Consider the following 22,224-nt stretch of genomic DNA (forward strand, 5'->3'; position numbering starts at 1 on the left):
ACTTAATTTTCTGAATAATCAAATGATGTGTTATATTATAAACACTGATGATATTTAAGATCAATATTATTTCACTAAAAGAATGTTTTGGCAGATTATCTGTCAGCAAGGAGGCTTCTCATGACAACTTTGACAAACGAGATGAAACAAACCGTGACAGACATCTTTGAACATCTGCACGCCCATCCAGAAATCAGCTGGGAAGAGACAAATACGACAGCTTATATTGAAGCTCTATTAAAGAAATTAGGCTGTAAAACGAGAACATTTGAAGACTGTACAGGGGTAATCGGTGAAATTGGGGAAGGCGCACCAGTGGTTGCTGTGAGAGCCGATATTGACGCACTGTGGCAGGAAGTAGATGGTGTATTTCAAGCCAACCATTCATGCGGACACGATGCACATATGACGATGGCACTTGGGACATTCATGGCATTGAAAGAAAAAAAACTCCCAAGTGGCACGATCCGATTCATTTTTCAGCCTGCCGAAGAAAGAGGAGGCGGCGCTTTAAAGATGATCGAAAAAGGTGTGTTAGCTGACGTCGATTATTTATACGGGGTGCATGTGCGCCCAATTCAAGAAACCTTAAACGGACGCTGCGCTCCTGCCATTTTGCACGGATCAAGTAATCATTACGTCGGGACCATTCTAGGGGAGGAAGCACACGGTGCACGCCCGCACCTTGGGGTCAACGTCATCGAAGTTGCATCTACGCTTGTGCAGAGACTGGCGCATATCCATGTCGATCCACGAGTCGCCCATTCTGTGAAAATGACCAATTTAAATGCAGGCGGTGGCAGCTCCAACATCATCCCTGGCAAGGCATCTTTTACACTCGACGTTCGGGCACAGACAAACGAAGTGATGGATGAATTAGAAAAGGAAATTGAAAGAGCATGCCATTCTGTAGCGGATGCTTTTGGCGCCTCTATCACACTTTCAACTGATCATCGTCTTCCAGCTGCGACATTAAATGAAGAAGCTGTGGAGATCATGTCACATGCCATAGAGCAAGTGCTAGGCAAAGAACAGCTCGATCCACCGATCGTGACGACAGGCGGAGAGGACTTTCATTTTTATGCAGCAAAGCTTCCTCATATTAAATCGACGATGCTCGGTTTAGGCTGTGATTTAAAACCTGGGCTTCATCACCCTTATATGACATTCGATCGCTCTGCGATTTTTACCGGCATTGAGATTTTGACGGAAGCTGTATCCGAAACACTTCAGCAGCATTCATCGTAAAATAAAAAAACCACCCGTCTTTCCTGAAGCGGGTGGCCTCCTTTATTTTACGCATTCACATCTGTCATTGCCGGTACATTGATTTCTTTCACACAGGACACCCTTGATAGATGAATGACACATCTCGCCAGCTCGACAATATCTTGTACAGGTATTCTCGTTTCATCATACAGAGCAATGGCTTTTTCAGCGCCATCTTCGTACGGAACTTCTGCCGCCAGCTCTCCTGGATTGATACAGGTAACGGATATTTTATCTTTCCTCACGTGCTCTCTTAGTGCGTTCACAATACCACGAAGCCCAAATTTAGAAGCAACAAAAGAAACCTGAGGCAAATTCGTATGGTCAAGTCCCGCAGTAGATCCAATGACGATGATCTTTCCATTCTCAGATGTCCTTACGTGCGGAAGCAGAGCTTGGATGTAGGTAATCGTTGAGGTAACGTTCACATTGATTAAATGAGCGATATCCTCCGGTTGATCAAGATCGAAAGAATAATCATCTTCAAAGCCGCGTTTTTCCCATAAACCGACGTTATAAATGAGTACATCAATTGTTTGATTCTTCAATGCTTCGAGCATAAAAGGGATATGGGTTTGGCTTGATAAATCGATCTTCAGCCAGATTCTACGCACTCCGTCATCTATATTCAAACTGCTTGGTTCACTTCGTGACACAATCCATACTGTATCTCCACTTGAAGGAAGACCTTTTACAAAGGCATCCCCTAATCCTTGACTCGCACCAAATATGATATAGTTTTTACTCATGCTTCCTCCTTCATGGCTCACTTACAAGCTTCCATCCATACACCCATTCATCTGTAAGCGTTTTATACCTATATCATACAATGTCTTATACATGCCTGCCCCTTTTATGCTCATCTTCACTTTCTAAATGGCCTAGCTTCCTTATTTTCTTTAATTCCGCTGGTAACGCACGCTCTTCTATAAAGCTTTTGATCATGTTGACAAAAAGTTCTTTCTTTTCAAAAGTAAACGTATGTCCAATGTCAGGAACGATGAACCCAGCTGCATTCGGGTGTGCATTCGTGATTTTTTCTGCTGATCTAGTCATAATGCCCTTTTCCTTTTCTCCCACTGTCACAAGAATCCGTGCCTTCGCTTGTTGAAACGTCTCAGGGAGCTTGTAATGAAGATTTTCTTGAAACATCGTAAGCAGCGTCTTCTTCTGCAATTGTTTGGAATCCGCTGCATAATGATCCAGTACATCGTTTGGAAGTCCCATCTTTTCTGCTTGCAGCTGGATGAACCAATCTTTTTTTAATAACGGATATGTAAGAGGTAAAATGGGCCTTACCATCAAATAGAGCCATGGTAATGGCAACACAAGGGCGCTATTGATAATGGCGATGTCTGCGATGTCTGGCTCTCTCGATAACACATCAACGGCTACCTGTGCACCTAGAGAGAAGCCAATTAGAATGACTGTACGACCATGTGCATGCTCCTTTATCCATGAAATGATTTCAAAAGCACTTTCTCGCATGGAAAACGACGTTTCATTTGCTCTTGTCCCGTGACCGATAAAATCAGGGGTATAGCATTCATACGTTTCCTTGAATATTTCCATATGCTCCTGCCACATCCAGCTGCTTACGCCTCCACCGTGCAGGAAAATCATCATTGGTTTTTCCACCATCGACAACTCATCCACCATCCTTATATATAAGAAAAAGCAGTCGCTTTTTGAGCAGACTGCTTTTTCCATATGCTCCCTTCTATTATAAGGGAACTGTTATACAATTGGCTATTTTTTCAAATCTTCGATCGAGTTGACGTTTTTCATATAAGTCGGAACAACGAGACCCATGCGAAGACCCTTCATACTTGTACCGAGGTCATCATATTTTCCTTTAAACTTCGCTGCATACGTTTTATGCGTATTTGGAAGCCATGCAGATAATGATGCATCAGCACTTCCGGTTGCAATTGCTGTCCACATTGGGCCTGCTTCAACCTGAGTCAAGGTCACTTTAAAACCAAGCTCACGTAATACCTCTGCGGCCACATTGGTACTTGCAATCTCACTATCCCACGCAACGTAGGCAAGATTGATTTTGTCACCGTTTGACTTTTTCACGCCTTTTGTCCATTTCGCTACTTGATCTTTATGCTTTTTCACATATTTAACAGCAGCATCCGTCGGTTTGACGCCATCCTGAATATCAAGCATCACTTCGCCCATATCATCTTGAGACCATTTAAATTGACTGAGCATTTTGGCTGCTTCCGGCTGATCCTTCGCAAATCCTTTACGTGAAATGGTGTGAATTTCTTCTTCTTCACCATATGATTTTTTCGGATCATCTAAATATTTTAAATCGTAGCGGGAAAACATCCAGTGAGGATTCCAGCCAGTGATGATAATCGGTTTTTTACGGTCATACGATTTCTTCAATGTCGCTGTCATCGCTGCACTTGAGGCAGACACAACCGTCCAATCCTCTAAACTGTAGTCCTTTTTCGCTTGATCCGTCAGCGCCATAATACCTGAACCCGGATCAATACCGATAATGGTTTTATTCACTTGCTGTGCTGCACTCGCATTTGAGTCCGACTTTGCACCACAAGCGGCTAGTAAAAAGACAAGCAGGGCGGTCATCCCAATGTAGAGAGACTTTTTCCACATTAAGCATTCCCCCTGGTTTTTTTCGTTTTAATGTTTTGTGTAATACGATCCAGTGTAATCGCTACGATAACAATGGCAATACCAGCTTCAAAACCAATCCCTGTTTTCAGCTGCGTTACTGCACTATATACTTCCGAACCAAGTCCTGGTGCACCAACCATTGCCGCAATGACGACCATGGATAGAGCAAGCATGATACTTTGGTTAATCCCAGCTAAGATGGTTTTTGTAGCAAGTGGAAGCTGAACTTTGAACAAACGCTGGAATGTCGTTGAACCAAAAGCTTCTGTTGCTTCAATTAAATCAGATGGTACTTGTTTAATCCCAAGAATGGTCATACGAATCGTTGGCGGCATAGAGAAAATAACTGATGCCACAACCCCAGGTACTACTCCGATGTTAAAGAAGAAGATCGCTGGTAAAAGATAAACGAATGCAGGCATTGTCTGCATTAAGTCTAAAATAGGTGTGACAATTTTACGCACTGTTTCCTTCTGTGATGCCCAAATACCGATCGGAACCCCGATCACGATAGAAATGACCACAGCTGTCAGAACGAGCGCAAGTGTTTGCAGCATTGGCTGCCAGTAGCCTAAATAGTCGATCAGTAAGAATCCAATAAGTGTGAAAAGAGCAACTCCTCTTGTACTGATCCACCAAGCAATGCCGGCAAAGATAAGCGTTAAAATAATAGATGGAATGACGCCAAGTGCAGCCACAATTCCATTTACTGTTCCAGCTAATCCATTTGTGATGCCATCAAAGAAACCACCAAAGGTTAATGTTAACCAGTCAACAAATTGATCGATATAATCCGCGAACGGAATTCTAGGTAAATCACTCATACTAAACATCTTATTCTACCTCCTGTGCAGAAGGCTCTTGTGCTTTAATTTCCTCTAGCTTGTTAGAAGACATGTTGATATATTCATCATTACCTGATAATGCACCAATCAATGCACCTCTGACCACAATACCCTTCATTCTGTTTTTCTCATCTACAACGGCAATTGGAATGTTCGCATCAGACACCGCGTCAAAGATCTCTGTTAAATACGTTGATTCCAATACTGTCGTAAATTCTTTATCAAGAACAGTTTCTAGCGACGCACCCGTTTCTGCCGCTTTTTTCGCTGCTTGTGCAGAAATAACACCTAATAAATGCTTTTTCTTATCTACTGCATAGATAGACGAAATACCAAGGTTCTTCATGAGCGTGAGCGCAACACGTGCCCCTTTATCAATCTGAACTGTTTCTGCACGTTTCATAATATGACCAGCGGTTAATACTTTAGAAAGGTCTACATCTTCAACGAAACGTTCAACATACTCGTTCGATGGGTTCATCAGAATTTCTTCTGGTGTTCCGATTTGAACGATATTCCCGTCTTTCATGAGGACAATGCGGTCGCCAATACGAAGCGCTTCATCTAAATCATGCGTGATGAAAATAATTGTTTTTCCTACAGACGTATGAAGCTCAAGCAATTCATCCTGCATGTCTTTACGAATTAATGGATCTAGTGCGCTGAACGCTTCATCCATTAACAAAATATCAGGGTCATTAGCTAGTGCGCGTGCCAATCCAACACGCTGCTGCATACCGCCACTTAATTGATTTGGGTACTGCTCTTCAAAACCTTCAAGTCCAACAAGCTTTAAAGATTCAAGCGCTTTAGAGCGGCGCTGTTCTTTCTCTACACCTTGCAATTCAAGCCCGTATTCTGTATTCTCCAGAATGGTACGATGCGGGAACAATGCGAAGTTTTGGAAGACCATGCTGATCTTTTTCCGTCTGACTTCACGCAATTGATCCTTTGACATATTTGTTATCATATCCCCATCAATATAAATTTCGCCGGAGGTTGGTTCGATTAACCTATTCAGCAGCCGCACAAGTGTGGACTTTCCGCTCCCTGATAGCCCCATGATGACAAATATCTCGCCGTCATACACATCAAAATTTGCTCGATTGACACCAACTGTTGCGCCGGTCTCTTTTAGGATTTCTCTCTTTGTCTTCCCTTTTTCAAGCATTTGAGATGCTTTTTTAGCATTTTTACCGAAAATTTTAGATACATTATTTATCTTGATTTTGATCTTTCTCTCTTCAGAATTCATTTTTTCCCTCCAAATTAGCATCTTTATAACCGTAACATAAGCGTTATGATGCGAACAATCTTTAGAATTCGCTTATTTCCGTACAATATGTATGAATTCCATATAGAGGTCTGGTGATTACAGTTTATACGCCGTATTACTCGTAAATCCTATAGAATGCTTCATAAACTACATATTTTACGGGGTATTTTCTCTCACCAGACAATATTTTACTGGAAATTCCTTATTGTGCTAAAAAATAAGTCGAATCCTTGTGGTAGCGGGCTTTTTCTTTCATGGGTGAACCATGCCCCTGAACAGGATTTACCCGAAAAAGGTCACATAAAAACCTTTTTTCTCAAATTTTAATCAAATTCATGAAAAAACTGCCTGCAACTTTCGTTACAGACAGCCTGTTTTTTTAGGACTCTAGGGCAGCTCTCTTAATATTATCTTGAAGTTCAAGCATACGTTTTGTTCCGTCCTCACGTAATCGTTTGTTTTCTTCTTCAATCTGCTTCGTCTCTTTCATCCCTTGTACAATCGTATTAAAGGATGATTCGATCGTTTCAATGTCGATGCTTGGACGACCTGATAATTTAGCAATCTCAACACTTTGACTTGAGATATTTTCAGCATTTCGTTTCAGCATTTCATTCGTTCTTCTGTCCAGCTCACTCATGGAATCAGCCACAAGCTTTTGTCTCTTCGCTGTTACCGCTTGAATGATTCCATTTTTGAAAATTGGAATCGTAATGATGAAGGCAGAGTTAATTTTCCCGATTAATTTCGTATTACCACGCTGCAGCAAACGGATTTGCGGTGCCGTTTGAAGTGCCACCATCCGTGCCATATCAAGATCATATACACGTTCCTCAAGCGCTTGAATTCCATTACGAAGCGTATCTAGCTCCATTTGTGCCAGCTGGTTTCCCCCCGCCGCTTTTTCTTCATAAGAAGGAACCAATTGTTTTAATTCTTCGATCTTCATTTGCCCTGCGACGACATACTTTTCAAGCTCCATATAGTATTGAATGTTATGCTCATACATTTCTTCAAGCGTAACCGTCGATTTGGTCATTTCATCTTTGTATTTACTAATTTCCACATTGATTTTTTCAATTTCTGCACCGAGCGTTTGATATTTGCTGAAAATCTTCTCGATCATGCTGCCACCGCGTTTAAAGATTTTTGATAACAAACCGCCCTTTGGCTCGTCAAAATCATTTTTATCAAAACGATCCATAATTTTTCCAAGCTGTGTAAGCATCGTTCCTGAGTCTGTGACACTTGTTGAACGCATCATAGAGAGAATACGGTCAGAAAACTTAGAGATTTCGACAGCCGGCTGTTTTCCGTATTCAAGCAGTTCCAGCTGATTTTTGGCATCAATCTGTCTCGCAATGTTTTGGACTTCTGGTTCATTGCGCAGCTGAACGCGAATATCGTCTGCCTTTTCAATCGTGATTTCCTCTTTATCAATTGAAATGATGTCATTTCCGTTTGTATTTGTCATAAGCTTTGATCTCCTTATCGGTTTTTAATGGATTGAAATAACTTTCTCACAATGGACGGCTCTTTAAACTCTTGGTTCATGACCATTTCATCAAGCCAATGTGTATCAAATAATTGATCGTCTATATACCGCTCTATACACTGATAGCCGGCGGGATGATAGACGAAGAGATCCACACCCATTTCATTTAGGAAAATCAGGGCAGCCGCATCAGAACGAGTCAGCTCACCATTATATTCCGTATGGTATAAAATCACTTTCGGTACAGTCTGGGCATAATCAAAGGTTTGAATGAGTTCAATTACATCTTGATTCATATGCAAAAGCTGCTTGAATAAATAAATACGTACATCTAATTCGGTCTCATGGCCTTCTTTTAACAGCTTCGGATGCTGACATATGCGAGAAATGGCCTCTGCGATCGCACGCTGCGTGCCCTCATATAAATGCGAGAACTGCCACACATTGCTTTTCATTAACAAATCAGGGTCAACCTCTCCTGCTTTAGAGAGTGCATGCTGATAATGAAATTGATAATTCGAAGACACTTCTTGTGTGAAAGGGAAATGACGAATCGTTTTCGTTTCTTTCCCCTCCATTAGCGTATGGATACGGTCCCAATATTCTCGCTTGTCTCTCGTCACCCCCATCATCTTCGTAAATAGATTCGGAATCTGTATGGTGTCGCGGTCTGCTTTGAAATTCGGGCGGATAAACGACCGTTCCTTTGCAATTAAAAACAGCTCATCATACGTTGTCTTTAGCGTAATAGAATGAGGGGTATGATCTCTAAATTGCCATGGCTTATACAGCATGGAATCTTCTGTGTGAAGTACCTCTTCAAGCTCTCTTGTCGAACGATACGCCACCGTTGATTTCCTCTCAGGCTTTTCAGTAGGGAACGGTTCAAGCTTTGACGTCCCTGGATATTGATCAATAAAAGTCAGCTTTTCTTCTGGATCTAATTCACGAAATTGATCCTTGCCTTCTGGATGAAATAGCACCACATCACAGCCAATCAGCATGACATAGTAAAGAAAATAAAGCTGACTTTTATTCGCCTCTCCATACCAAATGACAGCTGGCATTTTTTCTTCCAAATTGACTTCCTTCAGCCATGGTCCTAGATGATTATTTGAAAACTTCACTACATCTAGCAGCACGCGGCGGAAATCAGGATGCTGGAATCCCCCTTCGTGCAACTGCTTGAAATGTTCAAACACCTGGATTAACGAAAGGCGAATATGCCGGTTCATCACTGGGTTTGGATGACGGACAATGAGCTGTTCACCGTCTAAGAAAGCCACAAATCGATTCACGGACAATCCCTTTTCTTCCTGATTGATCATATGAATCCGCTGGAGCGCTTGAAAGTGCTCCGGCTCAATATGCCGGTTGAGGGTTTCACTTAAAATATGCATGCCGTCAGTTTCGTATAATTCATGTAAATAAATAAAATAATCGGTTGCATCATGCGGAGTTCCAAGGACGCGGGCAGCGAGACGCGGCAAGGATAAAGTGTGCTCGTCCTTGACGTAGCCGTCTCGTTCAGGGAGCGGCTTTTTCAGCAGGTTTTTCCAGGCTTCCTGTTTCGCCCGTGTCTGGGTTACGTTGATTTCTTTATAGCTCACGCCGCTCCTTCCTTTCTCCTATATTTTCTCGAAAGCTACTACTATCATATCATTCAGCCTTCTACTTCTGCTATCGAATCGAAGGCTTTTTTGCTGTGTTCATCTTCTTTGCGACAGAAGCGGCGATTTCGTCTGCCGCCGCCATGCCAGAGGCTGTCGTCGGTTCAAGCGATAAATCAACATCTAAGACTTCCCCATGACTCGGAGCGAAGCCTTTATCCGCTTGACGTATGAGATCAGCATCTAACAAGGAGTCGCCCGCACCATATACATATTCAAGGTGTAGCCTTTCTTTTAGAAAAGCAACAGCAGCCCACTTATTGAGCGGCTTTGGAATAAAATACAGCTTTCGGCCTTGAAGGGAAACTTGCCAGCCTCTCTCCTCACCCCACAGCCTTAATTCAGCGAGCGGAATATGAGAAAGAAACTCGTCTTTCATAATTAAATAAAGAAATCTTCCCTCAGCTGTTCGAGTACGTTTCACCCAAGCGGCAACCGGAAGTTCAGAGATCGCCCGCAGCATATCTATCACTGGCATACACTCTTGCAGTCTCTCATCTACAATCGCCAGCCACTCCTCAAGCGGCTTGCCGTGATGAAGAATACAGCCGCCGTTTGTCGTGACGGCATACTCTGGTTTGATCTCTTGCTGAAAAAGAGTGATTCGTTCAAATTGTGCTGTCGTTCTTGTCGTCACTGGGATAAACCAGCCTGCTTGATGAATTGCCTGTAAGGAGGCTTTCGTTTCAATAGACATGTAGGAAAGCGGCCGGTCGTCCAGCACCTCAATTAATTCGTATGCTCCCTTGTATGCATACTGCTCAAGCATTCGATGTGAGTATATCAGTGTCCGGTCTAAATCACTGGCAAATGCGATATTCTTCATGACGATTGCTCCAACGGGCGGATGAGTCCGCAGCATGTGTAGGACATGTTGGCATATTCAATGACGGGCACGCCTCTGTCCTCTGCGAGTAGTAAAATGTGCTTGAGCTTTTCCCGAGATCCAGGCTGAATAAGTATTTTCCAAGGGACTCTTCTGAGCAGCACACGGGTCGTCTCACCGACGCCCGGCTTAATCAAATGTGTATTGTCTATTTTGAACTCCTGACCAATTGCTTCAATGGAAGTCATCCCCCGCCAGTCAGGAGGCGTTCCTTGTGCGAGCAGGGTCTCTGCTTTCTCTTGTACATTTGCCTTAAGTTCAGAAAATGCTTCTTCAATTGTATTCACGTACAGATTAGAGACATCCTCATCAATGAGTTCTTCATAATACTTGGCCCCATGGAAATCATCGGCATGGATCCAGCGGTTGTTTAGCACCGTTCGACTAACTAGGCCAGAGACCGTTGAATTCAAGCAGGCACTTGGAATGAGGAAATCCTCTCTCGTTCCGTAAACACTCGTACAATAACCAGGATCAGCAAGCACAGCTAACTCACTCGAAAGACGAATTCCATATTTCTGTTCAAAATCAAGCACCGCTTTTTGAAGCTCTTTGGAAATAGCACCCTTTCCGGTCCAGCCGTCAATAAAGGCAATCTCAAAACCTGGATGTTCTTTGAGGATATAATGTAGCGCATTTTCATCTATTCCACGGTCACGAATAATAGAGATGCTATAATGCGGCAAATCGAGACCATACGTCTTTCTGATATACCGTTTAATGAGTACCCCGATTGGTGTCCCAGCCCGTGCCAAGCTGCAAAGAACGGTTTGAAAGCCTCGCTTTTTCACAATTTGTTCTGCGACAACCGCTACGGCTTCCGCTACCTTTTGCTTACTTTCTTCAAGAGATTGATAGAATAAGTCCATATAAGATGCCGTCGGCTTATATTCAATTGGCAGCATTTCTGAGTAATGGGCACCACTTTGAATAGAGCGCTCCCGCTCCTCAGTACTTTTCTCCATCTCAATCGACGATAAATCCTTGAGTAAGAAGGTTACGTCCTGCTCTGGATAGCTTCCCATCTTTGTATACACGTTAGCCATTCACCTTCACCTCATCTGATAAAGTCACAATATGCACATGCTTCACATGCCGCTCAGCAAATAAGTGGATCAGCGGCATCAAAGCTTCTTGAGACACCTTTTTCTCAAAAAACAAAAAGACATCATCGTACTGATCTTTAGGGATATTGTACACATAGTGCTGAATGCGGGCATCCTCTGGACTCAAAAATGCGAATCCGTTTTGAACAGCGTACCCTTCCTTTTCAACCGGATGAATCGGACTTCTTGTCGTCGAATGAAAAAGGACACCTTCGCCCATATGAGCTGCAAGTCTCATCGGCACATACATCAATTCTCCTGTTCCTAAGCAGAGTGTCTGTTTTCCTTTTCGTTCTCGCTGAAGCTTCAGCCCAGCCTCAGCAGTTGCTTGATCAATGGCGTCCGTGTCCGCTGCGTTTAAACCGAAACGACCTGTTTCATGGATATACGGCGAATGCCCCGCCGGATTGACTGCATGGGAAAGTGAATATGGCACTTGCTTAAAGAAGGGTTGAAGAGAATGAAAAGAGAGTTCAGGTCTTTTCTCTTGCGTAGCAATTTCATACGAATAAGCAGGCTCATCCAGCGTTGTCCCCCGAAACATCATCTGCCCTTTTAATAAAGATAATGATGTGATATTTACCCCTAGCTCCTCTTGAAGCTGAAGCATCGCTTCCTCGTGCTCCTCTGTTCTCCAATCTAAAATGGATAGAATCGTATAAGAGGATCTAGGGTGCTTTGCGTGCAGATCCCGAATGATATTCATATTTGTCTGGCCTGTCGTGACCTCATCATCTACTAGCACAATCGGACGATCCGTCCGAAGTAAGGCGTCGTCTGCATAGCAAAGCTGATCTGTCGCATGAGAATGTTCCTCTTCAAATACGAGTGAAGGATCAAGATCCAACAGCTGTTCACGTGTCGTATGAATGTAAGATGCTCCTTCTATGACGTCATACACACCATGACCAAGCGCAGTTGCCGTTTCAGCAAAGCCGATCACAATCGGCTCGTTTACCGCCGAAAGCTTCTCTTTTTTGAGCGCAGCATAGGCTTCAGTTAACTTAACATGATCATTCGTTTTTAGTGCTTCTACTACATCGTCTTGATGCGGGGGCGTCTTGCCTGTTTGTTCTTTTGCATAAGCCATTGCCAAAAGACCTGAGACGAGGAGTGGCTTCAACGGGTGAACAGGCATATGTTTCCCGAGCACCTTACTAACAAATAAAAAGGCTCTCTTTTTGTTCACCCGTGCCGCCATGTCAAAAAGATGTTCTTTTTCAAGCTGAAGCGTACCCTCTTGGAGGTTAAGCTCCACCTCCATATGTTCCAAGATGTTCAGCGTATGCGGCTTCTGATTCTGTGAGTATGTCGATATAGCTTCTATTTTCATGAAACACCCCGTAAATGTCTGACTTCATTAAAATGTTTTCCGCCCAGCGATAGTGCGGCTTCGTTTCGTTCATTTTATTAGAGAAGGTACTCTTCATCACGCCGACTGTACCATCTGCATGCTCTAAAATACTTAATGCATCCATGTACTCTTCTTTTGTGACAACGTACATGCTTTGAACTGGCTTGAGATGCGTTGGATGGATGACTGTCTTGCCATGAATACCGTTTACCACATCCAGCCTTGTCTCTTTGAGCAGACCTTGCATATGATCGAGTTCAGATGAGGAAGACTCACCGCTCTTAGAAATTGCACGGATGAATGGATTTTGTTCTTTTCGTGCCGGTCCAAAATGCTCCCATACAGCTCCTGATATCACAAAAGAACGACCAAAATAATTGATGATATCTGTGATCAACTCAGCAATGACTCTGATCTCATAAATGGTGGTCTCGCGATCACGGCGAATGCCGTATAATCCACACAGATCCGTTGCCCCAATGCGAATATTCAAAATATATTCCTCATCATTCAGCATGATCTGCTTTAATTCAGACAACACCTGATATCTCGTTTCTTTTTCTAATAAATCTGGTGTTTCTAAAATGGGCATTCCGTATAGTGTTTTCTGAGTTTGTGCTGAAGCCTGTTTCAAACTGTCCACATATTCCTTTGCATTGTGAACGGAGCACTTTGGAAACACAAAACCAGTCAGTAAATGAAGAGAGGGACCGAGCAAATCTGCCATTTTGAGCAACTGTTTGGGCGAACGAACCCGAATAAATAAAAGCGGCAAATGCTCAGCTATTTCTGGAGAGTGATGAATTGTCTCAGAAAGGCAGGTCAATTGTGCCACTATATTCTGTTCAGCCATGTCCACTTCCTGATCACCAATGGCGTCCTCCAAGCAAAACACAACAGAGCAAAGCGCTTCATATTTCTGCGAAAGCAGCATGTCTGCTACATCCTGTCTTGTCGCAGGCATATACAAAGTAGCACCTAATGCATGCGCAAGTACATGCCTTGGCGTCAATGAATGAACTGCCGCCGGCCGCTTTAAAAAAATATCGTGCTGCCTCGTCTCTGATAAAAAACGAAAATATCGCATGCAGTGCCACCTCCTGTTGTAATGACTTGATGATTCAAAAAAGGATGGAGCCGCTAGTCAACTCCATTCCTTTTTGATCGTCCTATTCTTCTTTTGAAGCCGCAGCTTCGTTTGTTACACCTTGATGCTTCTTCTTATTGATTTTATGAACAATAAACGTTCCGATAAACGCTAGGATAATAATCGCAAAGAATGCAAGATGCGGGATTTCAATATGAGCAGCACTTAAGCCCATTTTGATGGCAATAATTCCAATGAGAATAAATGCCGTATTCTCAAGCTCTGGTATACGGTCGATGAGCACAAGGAATAATTGTGCCACTGTACGCATCATGAGAATGCCAAGCATTCCACCTAAAAGAAGAATCCATACTTCCTCAGATACAGCGAATGCAGCAAGAATACTATCTACTGAGAAGGCAAGGTCCATAATTTCTACAGAAATAACAGTTGCCCAGAAGACGCCAAATACACGAATCATCCAGCCTTCTTTTTTCAATTCCTTCGCTTCGTCATCTCCGTCACCTAACCAGAAGTGCTTAATGACCAGCCAAGCTAAGTATGCAGCGCCTAGAACCTTAATCCACCAAAACTTAATAAGCAGCATCCCTACGCCAATGAATAGAAAACGGAAGAAATAAGCGCCAATTAATCCGTAGGTTAATGCCTTTTTACGCTGCTTTTCAGGTAAATGTTTCACCATAACAGCTAATACAAGTGCGTTATCCGCTGACAACAAACCTTCAAGCACGACAAGGGTCCCGATAAGCCCCCAAGAGACAGGGTCTGTTAATACCTCTGCCCACATATGCCAATCAAAAAACGAGGCATACGTGTCCAACATATGTTTCAAAATGTCCAACTGGTTTTCCTCCTATAAGTGTAGAAGCATCAGCAGGCTTTCGCCTGCTGTTATTCTTGATCGCTGTTTCTTTCTCACTTTGGAAAATACCCTCATATGAGTCATTGGCAGCGTCTCTTGAATGAAGTTGTTTCTTCTCTTTACACTTCTAACCCATAATTTTGACAAAGAGCTGCAAGTCCGCCAGAGAATCCGCTTCCGATTGCGTTAAACTTCCAATCGCTGCCGTGTCTGTATAGTTCGCATACAACGACAGCTGTTTCAATTGAGAAGTCCTCGCCTAAATCAAAACGAATCAATTCTTCCCCGCCCTCTTCATTTACAACACGAACAAATGCATTAGAGACTTGTCCAAAATTCTGGCTGCGTGCCTCTGCATCATGAATCGTAACTGTAATTCCGATACGATCAATGTTAGCAGGAATTTTCGAGAAATCAACGAGAATTTGCTCGTCATCTCCATCTCCTTCACCCGTACGGTTATCACCGGTGTGAGTGACACTGCCGCTTGGATGCTGCAGATTATTATAGAACACGAAGTCTGTGTCTTGTTGACAACGATTGTTTGCATCTACTAAGAAAGCCGAAGCGTCCAAATCAAATTCGGCTCCGCCTGAATATTTATTCGTATCCCAGCCAAGTCCGATCATCACTTTTGTCAGCCCTGGGTTGGTTTTCGTTAAATCGACACGTTGTCCTTTTGAAAGCTGAATCGCCATATTCGTATCTCTCCTATCTTCTGAAAATATGAAAACGGGCGTTACCCGATATCTAAGCCGAAGTCTGTTGCAATGCGGGCAAGTCCGCCTTGATAGCCTGATCCAACAGCTGAAAATTTCCACTCTCCGCCGTGACGGTATAATTCACCTACAATAATCGCTGTTTCAATTGAAAAGTCTTCTGCCAAATCATAGCGAATGAGCTCTTCATTTGATGCCGCATTTAAAATACGGACGTAAGCGTTAGACACCTGTCCAAAGTTTTGGCTGCGTGCTTCTGCATCATGGATTGTAATGACGAAGGAGATTTTCTCAATACTTGCTGGTACAGTTGAAAGATCAACATTGACCTGCTCGTCATCTCCGTCTCCTTCACCTGTACGGTTATCGCCTGTATGTACGATACTTCCGCCACCGCCAGTTGTTTGATTGTAGAAGACAAAGTCAGATGGAGAGTTTGCTTTCCCTGCTGCATCTAAAAGGAATACGCTTGCGTCTAGATCAAAGTCATGTCCGCCATCATACTTGTTTACATCCCAGCCAAGACCTACGACTACTTTTGTTAAACCTGGATTCGTTTTTGTTAAATCAATTTTTTGACCTTTCGCTAAAGAAATTCCCACTAGGAACCTCTCCCTTCTAATTAAATGTAGTTTCTCGTAATATCGGCAAGCTTCGCATCGTTTGTACCATTTCCTACAGCTGCAAACTTCCACTCATTCTCGTGGCGATAAAGCTCTCCAACGATTAATGATGTTTTACCTGCATATTCATCTTTCAAATTATATTTCACTAATTCTTGATTGTTTGAACGGTCAACAATTCGGATGTAAGCATTTTGAATCATACCAAAGTGTTGGTTTCTTCTAAGTGCATCATAAATGTTCACAACGAACACCAATTTATTCACATTGCCTGGCACCTTGCTTAAGTTGACGAGGACTTGTTCATCATCTCCGTCTCCTTCACCTGTTAGGTTGTCACCTGTATGCTCAACACTACCGCATTTGCTTTTCAAGTTACCAAAGTAAATCAAATCTTTATTTTCAACAAACTTATCATTTTTCAGCATCAGCACTGAAGCGTCACAATCAATATCAGCGCCGCCTCCGCCGCCAAACAGCTTTCCAAGAAAACCGCCGCCTTGTGACACAGGGTCCCAGCCAAGTCCAACTAGAATATTGGTTAGTCCTGCTTTTCCTTTTGTTAAATCAATACGTTGACCTTTTTCTAATGTAATCGCCAAATCAATCACTCCTCCAGCATAATAAAAATCTATTTATTAAGCGATGGACCCTATTAAAATCATCATACATGAAAATTCGACAAAATTCATGAAATGACATTGGAGCCTCTTACTCTTTTTTCTATTTACTAGTATATACGATCTATGTATAAAAGAGGTTTCAATATGATGATATTTTTTTAAAGAAAGATCCATGACAAAAATGATTCATGTCGTAAAAGAAGTGTTTCATGTGAAACATTGTCGAATGTTCCCGTTACACAGCCTCTCGCTTAAAAACAGGGCGCGCATCCACTTCATATGTTGATATAGAAAATTGATGTACATAGCTGTGATAAACCCTTTCATTTCCTTCCGTTCCTGACTTTCTTTATACTTATGAATAGAATTCAACGTATTGATGAAAGGGTGTTGATGATGCCATCACTTCATATATTAGATCAAGTCGCCATCCCTAAAGGCCAGTCCGCACAAGAAACATTGGTTCATACGACAGAGCTGGCCAAGCTTGCGGAAACACTGGGGTATGAGCGATATTGGTTTGCTGAACACCACAGCACGAGAGGACTCGCGAGTACAGCGCCTGAAATATTAATGGCACATATTGCTTCACACACATCGACTTTGCGCACAGGCTCTGGGGGTATTTTACTCCCGCAGTACAGCCCTTTTAAAGTAGCAGAAGTCACCCGCCAGCTTGAAGCCCTTTACCCTGGGCGGATTGAGATCGGGGTTGGTAAATCCCCAGGCGGAATTGAACGGACGAGACTCGCTTTGACAGACGGCGTGAAGAAAGAACTATCTCAATTTGACCGCCAGCTGGAGGACCTACTTTTTTACTTATCTGACAGCCTGCCTTCTGGTCATCGGCATGCAGGAGTGAAAGCGGCTCCGCTCGTTGATTCTTATCCGCCAGTCTGGTTGCTTGGACTCGGGGAAAACAGTGCCATCCAGGCGGCATCACTTGGAATCAACTATATTTTCGGACATTTTATTCATCCTGCACGAGGCCGGCAAGCTTTTGAAGCGTATCGGTCACACTTTTCTCCATCCGTTTTCTCACGTCAGCCTCAGTCTATGTTTGCTGTCTTTGTGATCTGCGCAGACACAGACGAGGAAGCAAGCCGCATTGCCACCAGTACAGATTTATGGCTACTTCGGGTTGAAAAAGGGCTGGACAGTCGCGTTCCTTCTATAGAAGAAGCAGAGAACTATCATTACACTGAGCAAGAAAAGAAAAAAGTGTTACAAAACCGCCAGCGAATGATTGTTGGCTCAAAGCAAACAGTGAAAGAACAGCTACAAATCTTAATGGACCGCTATCAAACGGACGAGATCATGATATTAAACAATTCATTTGATCCAATGGAAAAACAGCGTTCCTTTGAACGAATCGCAGAACTATTTTGAAGCCAATCTTTCATTGGCTTCTTTTTTACATTGTCATAAAAAATGGGAAATGTAACATCGAGATGTCAAAAAGCTTCCTTCTGTCATCTGATCGCAAATGTGTCTTCTAATCGTTAGCGAACTGTAAACGCATGGTAGGTGTACCTTTTATATAGTAGAGGTACATATGAAGTAACGGTTTACAATGCTGAGAAGGAAGGAGATGACTGGCCTTGAATAAGCGACTCGACTGGGTGGATGCGGCTAAAGGAATCGGCATTCTGCTCGTCGTTATGGCACATGTACCCATTCCTGATTCATTCAAGCAATTTATATATTCTTTTCATATGCCACTCTTCTTTTTACTATCAGGTATGATGTTTCGATCATCCTCACAACCTGCTATGTCATTTATACAGAAAAAAGCGAAAAGCTTGCTCTTACCTTATCTCTATTTCTCCATTATTACGTACGTTTTCTGGTTCACGGTGACCCGATTTTTCGCCTTTAAGGGGCAAACAGATATTGATCCCTTCGTTCCTTTTACAGGGATTTTCATTTCAAATGCCGATGAAGCAAGACTGACGCATAACCCAGCCATCTGGTTTTTAACGACGCTCTTTTTAGTGGAAATGTTGTTTTTCTTAATGCATCGTCTGACAAAAGGAAAACGAGCTGTATTGATTTTACTGACCGTCCTTTGCGGCGGAGCCGGATATGCTTCCACGCTATTGTTAAACCAGAGTCTCCCTTGGAATGCCAACGTTGCGTTAACGGCTGTTGTGTTTTATTCAATCGGATTTTTAGCAAAACAATGGTTTGTGGAATTAAAAACAGACCCTACCCTTCTGTTATGTACAGGTCTGCTTGTACTGACTGCATATATGCAAAGCTTTAATTCACGAATTGATATGCGGGTCAATGACTATGGGGATCTATTCATTTTTTATGCTTGTGCACTGCTCGGTTCAGCTGCTGTTATTTATTTAAGCTTCAAATTGAAAACGTCCACGATATTGACGTATCTCGGACGTCATTCCATTGTGATTCTCGTCCTGCAATTTGCCGGTATCGATATCATGAAGGCATTTGTTTATTACGGACTAGGCATCAATATCTCTGATACAACGCAGCTTTCTTGGACGCTCTTTTATACGATCGGTACATTGCTGCTCATGGTGCCATGTATCTCTTTCTTGAGCAAGTATCCTATGCTGCTCGGCAAACCAGCAAAGTCAGCACACCGCTACAAAGAAAAAACATCCGCCGGCTAATGGGGCGGATGTTTTTCTATTATTCATCATTTAATTGAGATGGATAAAGTGTCATTCCTCCATCAACAAATAATGTAGTACCTGTAATATAGGCAGCTTCTTTCGATACGAGAAATGCAGCGGCGGATCCAATCTCCTTCGGATCGCCAAACGTTCTCATTGGAATTTTCTCAAGCTGCTTTTGTTTTTTCTGTTCATCTTGAAGGTCGTCATTTGATTCCGTTGCCATCGTACCTGGTGCAATCGCATTGACCCGAATACCCGCTTCGGCATAATCAAGAGCCAGCGTCTTCGTCATCATATTCATTCCTCCTTTAGAAGTAGAGTAATGAACATTGAACGGACGCGGGATCTCTTGATGGACACTGGATATATTCAAGATTGATCCTTTCACATCATGCTCCATCATATAGGCGATTGCTGCCTTTGCTCCTAAAAATGAGCCTGTGATATTCACATCAATGACCTTTTGCCATTGTTCCAACGTCATTTCATGCGACATTGCTTCTTCACCATTAAATCCCGAATTATTGACGAACACATCTAGTGCGTTAAAATTCTCCAGCGCGGCATCCATTAACGCCTGAATCCCTTCCTCTTTGGAGACATCTGCGTGTACTTTCACCGCCCTACCTCCATGCTGCTGGATGGCTTGTACTGTTTCTTCAGCACCCTCTTCATCACCTTTATAATTCACAACCACGTTCATTTGTTCTTGTCCAAACCTCAAGGCGATGGCTTGTCCAATCCCTTTAGAAGAACCTGTCACAATGGCTGTTTTCCCTTTTAAATCTTGATACATCTTCATTTCCTCCAATCACGTGCTTCATCTTGTTGATACACAATGGTTACCCATTTTGAAAAAAAGAAAAACACAATCCTCTTGAATACAAAGGATTGTGCTGTTCATCAAGCTAAAAGGTGTTATAAACATTCTCACATGTTTCAGCTGTGGGCTGGTAAAAGCAATGTGACTTATACCTTGCCACAAACGGCTGATTGTACCAAGTGGATGGACAATTTCCAGGCGGTTTGAAATACCAAAGACTGAATTTCGCAGGCCAAAATCGTTCACCATTAATGTTCCTCCGTGCAAGTGTCTTTTCACTTTCTCGTGCTCGCTGATAAAAATAGCCATGCGTGACTGCCTCAAACGCATGCTCCTGATAAATCATTTGTGGAATCGTACGCAGCCCTTTAAAGTCAGAACAGTTGGCACGCAAACGATTGATGCCTACATTTCCTACAAGCAGCATCCCTTGTTTCCCTTCACCTTCCGCTTCGGCTCTCAGCAGTCTGGCCATTAAATCAATATCAGAGCTTGTCGCTCTTACCACTGCCATACATCCACCTCCCATTCATTTCTCTTTTATTTTATGTAGGGTTTCTGTGTAGATGACTGCCATTTTGAAGGGAAAAGACACATTCCGTGTCGAGAGCCTGTCTAAATACCTCAACATTTCGCTGGACAAGTGTCTCTATGTCAACAACACACAAACCTAGTGATCATACACATCACAGGAAAAAATATTCATTACTAACGACTCATTTATAAGTCATAAAAATCCTTCTATTTGCTACATCTTCTTCAAAAACAGTCATTTGAACCTATTCAATAATCCGACTCAAAACCTTAAAATATAAAATGTTGAGTTTTTACAGGAGATTTCAAACAATAAAATATACATTTCTCCTCTCAACATAGTGTCATTTTTACTACTTGAAGTGGATGAACCTTTCGAACGCACTGAGGTATTGACAGTACTTTCGCTTCATTCTACAGTAAAAAACATACAGTATTTTTCTTTTTGTGCAAAAAGAACGATATGAACTAAAGCTTTCCAATGAAATTCACCATAAAACCCGAGGAGGAAAACATCTCATGTTTAAAAAGAAATTATCCCTGTTTCTTCTGATTTTGTGTGTAACTGTTGTCGCTGCTGCTTGTAGTGGTGGAAAAGACAAAACTGCTGCGAAAGAAAGCGATACAAAAAAATCCCTTGATGCAGCTGAAGTAAAAGTAGAAAGTGCTGAGTACACTTTACCACCTCAATACGATACATCTGTTCAGGATGATCAATATGTCCTAAAAGTGAATGTATCTGTAAAAAACATCAGCAAAGAACCATTGAATGTGGATAAAAGCAACTTTACGCTTTACCAAGATGACGCTCAGGTGTCTACCATCTCTCCTGATGACTACAACGAAGTATTATCTTCCAGCTCTCTAAATGCAGGTAAAGTATCAAAAGGTGGTCTTTTCTTTGTGGTTGATAAAGAAAAAGACTATCAATTGGTTTACACAGAGCCTGGTACTGGATCGAAAAAAGATGACAAAACACTAGAATTCGATATTAAAGGAAAAGACTTGATGAAAAAGGCAGATACACTTCAAGCGTCTGCAAAAGCCCTTTCTTCTTATATTGATGTCATGATCTTTGGTAAGAAAAATGACGATTTCGAAAAACTAACAGGTGATAACAAATCAACTGTCGTAAACGAATTTGATAAATCATTCAAACAAGGCTACATTTCTTCTTCTGGTATTTCATCTAGCTCAGCAAAAGACGAAAACCTTGATAAGCTTCTAAAAGCTGTGAAAGAAACATTAGCTGAAAAATCAAAAGTATCAACGAAAACAAAATCAATCAGCGGTGATAAAGCTGTCGTGACTGTGACACTTACACCAATTGATGCAAGCCCGCTTGTCGATCGTTTAAAAGAAAAAGCAACTGAATTCTACAGCAAAAACCGTACAGCATCTTATGATGATGCTCAGAAATATCTACTTTCTATCTATCCAGATGAATTTAAAAAATTAGGACCATCATCTTCTGAAGAAACAGTAGAAGTGAACATGAAGAAAAACGATATCGACCAATGGAAACTTGATTTGAACGACTACAAAACAAGCTCATTGGTTGAAAAGTTCATCAAGAACTAAAGAAAAACCCCCGGTTCCCGGGGGTTTCAGCTTGTAGACAAAGTCTACAAGCTTTTTTGTATAATAAGGGTAATAACACATTTCTGTGGGGGATGAACATGTTATCGAAACGTGAAGAAGAAAGAAGAAATCAATTAGAAGTAGTGGCCT

General features: G+C 42.3%; 21 protein-coding genes. 4 read left to right on the forward strand and 17 right to left on the reverse strand.

What is annotated here, in order from left to right; all coding sequences use genetic code 11:
• Positions 1–120: 120 nt before the first annotated feature.
• Positions 121–1,248: a M20 peptidase aminoacylase family protein gene (locus tag MHH23_RS19720; protein WP_340960115.1), complete on the forward strand. Its 1,128-nt coding sequence runs from the start codon at positions 121–123 to the stop codon at positions 1,246–1,248.
• 47 nt (positions 1,249–1,295) lie between these two features.
• On the opposite strand, the gene MHH23_RS19725 is transcribed toward MHH23_RS19720, so the two are convergent.
• The 15 genes from MHH23_RS19725 to MHH23_RS19795 form a co-directional block, all read right to left on the reverse strand.
• The gene (locus MHH23_RS19725) at positions 1,296–2,018 is read right to left on the reverse strand and encodes an SDR family NAD(P)-dependent oxidoreductase (protein WP_024718996.1); all 723 of its coding nucleotides are present in this window, start codon (positions 2,016–2,018) and stop codon (positions 1,296–1,298) included.
• An 85-nt stretch (positions 2,019–2,103) separates the two neighbouring features.
• Positions 2,104–2,910, reverse strand: a complete 807-nt coding sequence (locus MHH23_RS19730) for an alpha/beta fold hydrolase (RefSeq protein ID WP_445285665.1) — start codon at positions 2,908–2,910, stop codon at positions 2,104–2,106.
• 108 nt (positions 2,911–3,018) lie between these two features.
• Entirely contained in the window at positions 3,019–3,900 is an 882-nt protein-coding gene (locus MHH23_RS19735; RefSeq protein WP_340960117.1) for a glycine betaine ABC transporter substrate-binding protein, read from the reverse strand.
• The gene (opuAB, locus tag MHH23_RS19740) at positions 3,900–4,745 is read right to left on the reverse strand and encodes a glycine/proline betaine ABC transporter permease subunit OpuAB (RefSeq protein WP_024718999.1); all 846 of its coding nucleotides are present in this window, start codon (positions 4,743–4,745) and stop codon (positions 3,900–3,902) included. Before opuAB ends, MHH23_RS19735 begins: the two co-directional genes overlap by 1 nt.
• Before the next feature lie 10 nt (positions 4,746–4,755).
• Positions 4,756–6,021 carry a glycine/proline betaine ABC transporter ATP-binding protein OpuAA gene (opuAA, locus tag MHH23_RS19745; protein ID WP_017358586.1) on the reverse strand — a complete coding sequence of 422 codons (1,266 nt, stop codon included), beginning with the start codon at positions 6,019–6,021 and terminating at the stop codon, positions 4,756–4,758.
• A 400-nt stretch (positions 6,022–6,421) separates the two neighbouring features.
• Positions 6,422–7,516: a toxic anion resistance protein gene (locus MHH23_RS19750; RefSeq protein WP_024719000.1), complete on the reverse strand. Its 1,095-nt coding sequence runs from the start codon at positions 7,514–7,516 to the stop codon at positions 6,422–6,424.
• 14 nt (positions 7,517–7,530) lie between these two features.
• Positions 7,531–9,147 carry a YceG family protein gene (locus MHH23_RS19755; protein WP_340960118.1) on the reverse strand — a complete coding sequence of 539 codons (1,617 nt, stop codon included), beginning with the start codon at positions 9,145–9,147 and terminating at the stop codon, positions 7,531–7,533.
• 70 nt (positions 9,148–9,217) lie between these two features.
• A complete protein-coding gene (locus MHH23_RS19760; RefSeq protein ID WP_340960119.1) occupies positions 9,218–10,033 on the reverse strand; it encodes an HAD family hydrolase in 816 nt (271 codons plus the stop codon).
• On the reverse strand, positions 10,030–11,139 hold the full coding sequence (locus MHH23_RS19765; RefSeq protein ID WP_163116265.1) for a cysteine protease StiP family protein: 1,110 nt from the start codon (positions 11,137–11,139) through the stop codon (positions 10,030–10,032). Before MHH23_RS19765 ends, MHH23_RS19760 begins: the two co-directional genes overlap by 4 nt.
• Positions 11,132–12,463 carry a phosphoribosyltransferase family protein gene (locus MHH23_RS19770; protein WP_340960120.1) on the reverse strand — a complete coding sequence of 444 codons (1,332 nt, stop codon included), beginning with the start codon at positions 12,461–12,463 and terminating at the stop codon, positions 11,132–11,134. Before MHH23_RS19770 ends, MHH23_RS19765 begins: the two co-directional genes overlap by 8 nt.
• Positions 12,447–13,640, reverse strand: coding sequence for an HpcH/HpaI aldolase/citrate lyase family protein (locus tag MHH23_RS19775; RefSeq protein WP_058336319.1), 1,194 nt, complete (start codon positions 13,638–13,640; stop codon positions 12,447–12,449). Before MHH23_RS19775 ends, MHH23_RS19770 begins: the two co-directional genes overlap by 17 nt.
• An 82-nt stretch (positions 13,641–13,722) precedes the next feature.
• Positions 13,723–14,502 (reverse strand): TerC family protein, encoded by a 780-nt coding sequence (locus MHH23_RS19780; protein ID WP_008342130.1) that lies wholly within the window; start codon positions 14,500–14,502, stop codon positions 13,723–13,725.
• A 140-nt stretch (positions 14,503–14,642) separates the two neighbouring features.
• Positions 14,643–15,221: a TerD family protein gene (locus MHH23_RS19785; protein WP_007498343.1), complete on the reverse strand. Its 579-nt coding sequence runs from the start codon at positions 15,219–15,221 to the stop codon at positions 14,643–14,645.
• A 41-nt stretch (positions 15,222–15,262) separates the two neighbouring features.
• Positions 15,263–15,844, reverse strand: coding sequence for a TerD family protein (locus MHH23_RS19790; protein ID WP_008342133.1), 582 nt, complete (start codon positions 15,842–15,844; stop codon positions 15,263–15,265).
• Between the two features lie 20 nt (positions 15,845–15,864).
• Entirely contained in the window at positions 15,865–16,467 is a 603-nt protein-coding gene (locus MHH23_RS19795; RefSeq protein WP_017358594.1) for a TerD family protein, read from the reverse strand.
• A 417-nt stretch (positions 16,468–16,884) separates the two neighbouring features.
• Here MHH23_RS19795 and MHH23_RS19800 point away from each other — a divergent pair, with 417 nt between their 5' ends.
• Complete coding sequence (locus tag MHH23_RS19800; RefSeq protein WP_039166397.1) at positions 16,885–17,877, forward strand: LLM class flavin-dependent oxidoreductase; 993 nt, start codon at positions 16,885–16,887, stop codon at positions 17,875–17,877.
• Positions 17,878–18,089: 212 nt separating this feature from the next.
• On the forward strand, positions 18,090–19,130 hold the full coding sequence (locus MHH23_RS19805; protein WP_039166400.1) for an acyltransferase family protein: 1,041 nt from the start codon (positions 18,090–18,092) through the stop codon (positions 19,128–19,130).
• A gap of 19 nt (positions 19,131–19,149) precedes the next feature.
• Here the strand turns inward: MHH23_RS19805 and MHH23_RS19810 are convergent, their stop codons facing one another.
• Both MHH23_RS19810 and MHH23_RS19815 read right to left on the reverse strand, forming a co-directional pair.
• Entirely contained in the window at positions 19,150–19,932 is a 783-nt protein-coding gene (locus tag MHH23_RS19810) for a glucose 1-dehydrogenase (protein ID WP_340960121.1), read from the reverse strand.
• 112 nt (positions 19,933–20,044) lie between these two features.
• Positions 20,045–20,473, reverse strand: coding sequence for a cell wall hydrolase (locus MHH23_RS19815; RefSeq protein ID WP_008342138.1), 429 nt, complete (start codon positions 20,471–20,473; stop codon positions 20,045–20,047).
• 539 nt (positions 20,474–21,012) lie between these two features.
• On the opposite strand from MHH23_RS19815, the gene MHH23_RS19820 reads away from it, so the two are divergent.
• Positions 21,013–22,074 carry a DUF4352 domain-containing protein gene (locus tag MHH23_RS19820; RefSeq protein ID WP_024719008.1) on the forward strand — a complete coding sequence of 354 codons (1,062 nt, stop codon included), beginning with the start codon at positions 21,013–21,015 and terminating at the stop codon, positions 22,072–22,074.
• Positions 22,075–22,224: the final 150 nt, after the last annotated feature.

It is taken from the genome of Bacillus sp. FSL K6-3458 (assembly GCF_038005045.1).
GTDB classification, from domain to species: domain Bacteria; phylum Bacillota; class Bacilli; order Bacillales; family Bacillaceae; genus Bacillus; species Bacillus altitudinis.

Coding starts and splice junctions, on each gene's coding strand:
- MHH23_RS19720 (WP_340960115.1), top strand. CDS start 121: ATGACAACTTTGACAAACGAGATGAAACAAACCGTGACAGACATCTTT.
- MHH23_RS19725 (WP_024718996.1), bottom strand. CDS start 2,018: ATGAGTAAAAACTATATCATATTTGGTGCGAGTCAAGGATTAGGGGAT.
- MHH23_RS19730 (WP_445285665.1), bottom strand. CDS start 2,910: ATGGTGGAAAAACCAATGATGATTTTCCTGCACGGTGGAGGCGTAAGC.
- MHH23_RS19735 (WP_340960117.1), bottom strand. CDS start 3,900: ATGTGGAAAAAGTCTCTCTACATTGGGATGACCGCCCTGCTTGTCTTT.
- opuAB (WP_024718999.1), bottom strand. CDS start 4,745: ATGAGTGATTTACCTAGAATTCCGTTCGCGGATTATATCGATCAATTT.
- opuAA (WP_017358586.1), bottom strand. CDS start 6,021: ATGAATTCTGAAGAGAGAAAGATCAAAATCAAGATAAATAATGTATCT.
- MHH23_RS19750 (WP_024719000.1), bottom strand. CDS start 7,516: ATGACAAATACAAACGGAAATGACATCATTTCAATTGATAAAGAGGAA.
- MHH23_RS19760 (WP_340960119.1), bottom strand. CDS start 10,033: ATGAAGAATATCGCATTTGCCAGTGATTTAGACCGGACACTGATATAC.
- MHH23_RS19765 (WP_163116265.1), bottom strand. CDS start 11,139: ATGGCTAACGTGTATACAAAGATGGGAAGCTATCCAGAGCAGGACGTA.
- MHH23_RS19770 (WP_340960120.1), bottom strand. CDS start 12,463: ATGGAGGTGGAGCTTAACCTCCAAGAGGGTACGCTTCAGCTTGAAAAA.
- MHH23_RS19775 (WP_058336319.1), bottom strand. CDS start 13,640: ATGCGATATTTTCGTTTTTTATCAGAGACGAGGCAGCACGATATTTTT.
- MHH23_RS19785 (WP_007498343.1), bottom strand. CDS start 15,221: ATGGCGATTCAGCTTTCAAAAGGACAACGTGTCGATTTAACGAAAACC.
- MHH23_RS19800 (WP_039166397.1), top strand. CDS start 16,885: ATGCCATCACTTCATATATTAGATCAAGTCGCCATCCCTAAAGGCCAG.
- MHH23_RS19810 (WP_340960121.1), bottom strand. CDS start 19,932: ATGTATCAAGATTTAAAAGGGAAAACAGCCATTGTGACAGGTTCTTCT.
- MHH23_RS19815 (WP_008342138.1), bottom strand. CDS start 20,473: ATGGCAGTGGTAAGAGCGACAAGCTCTGATATTGATTTAATGGCCAGA.
- MHH23_RS19820 (WP_024719008.1), top strand. CDS start 21,013: ATGTTTAAAAAGAAATTATCCCTGTTTCTTCTGATTTTGTGTGTAACT.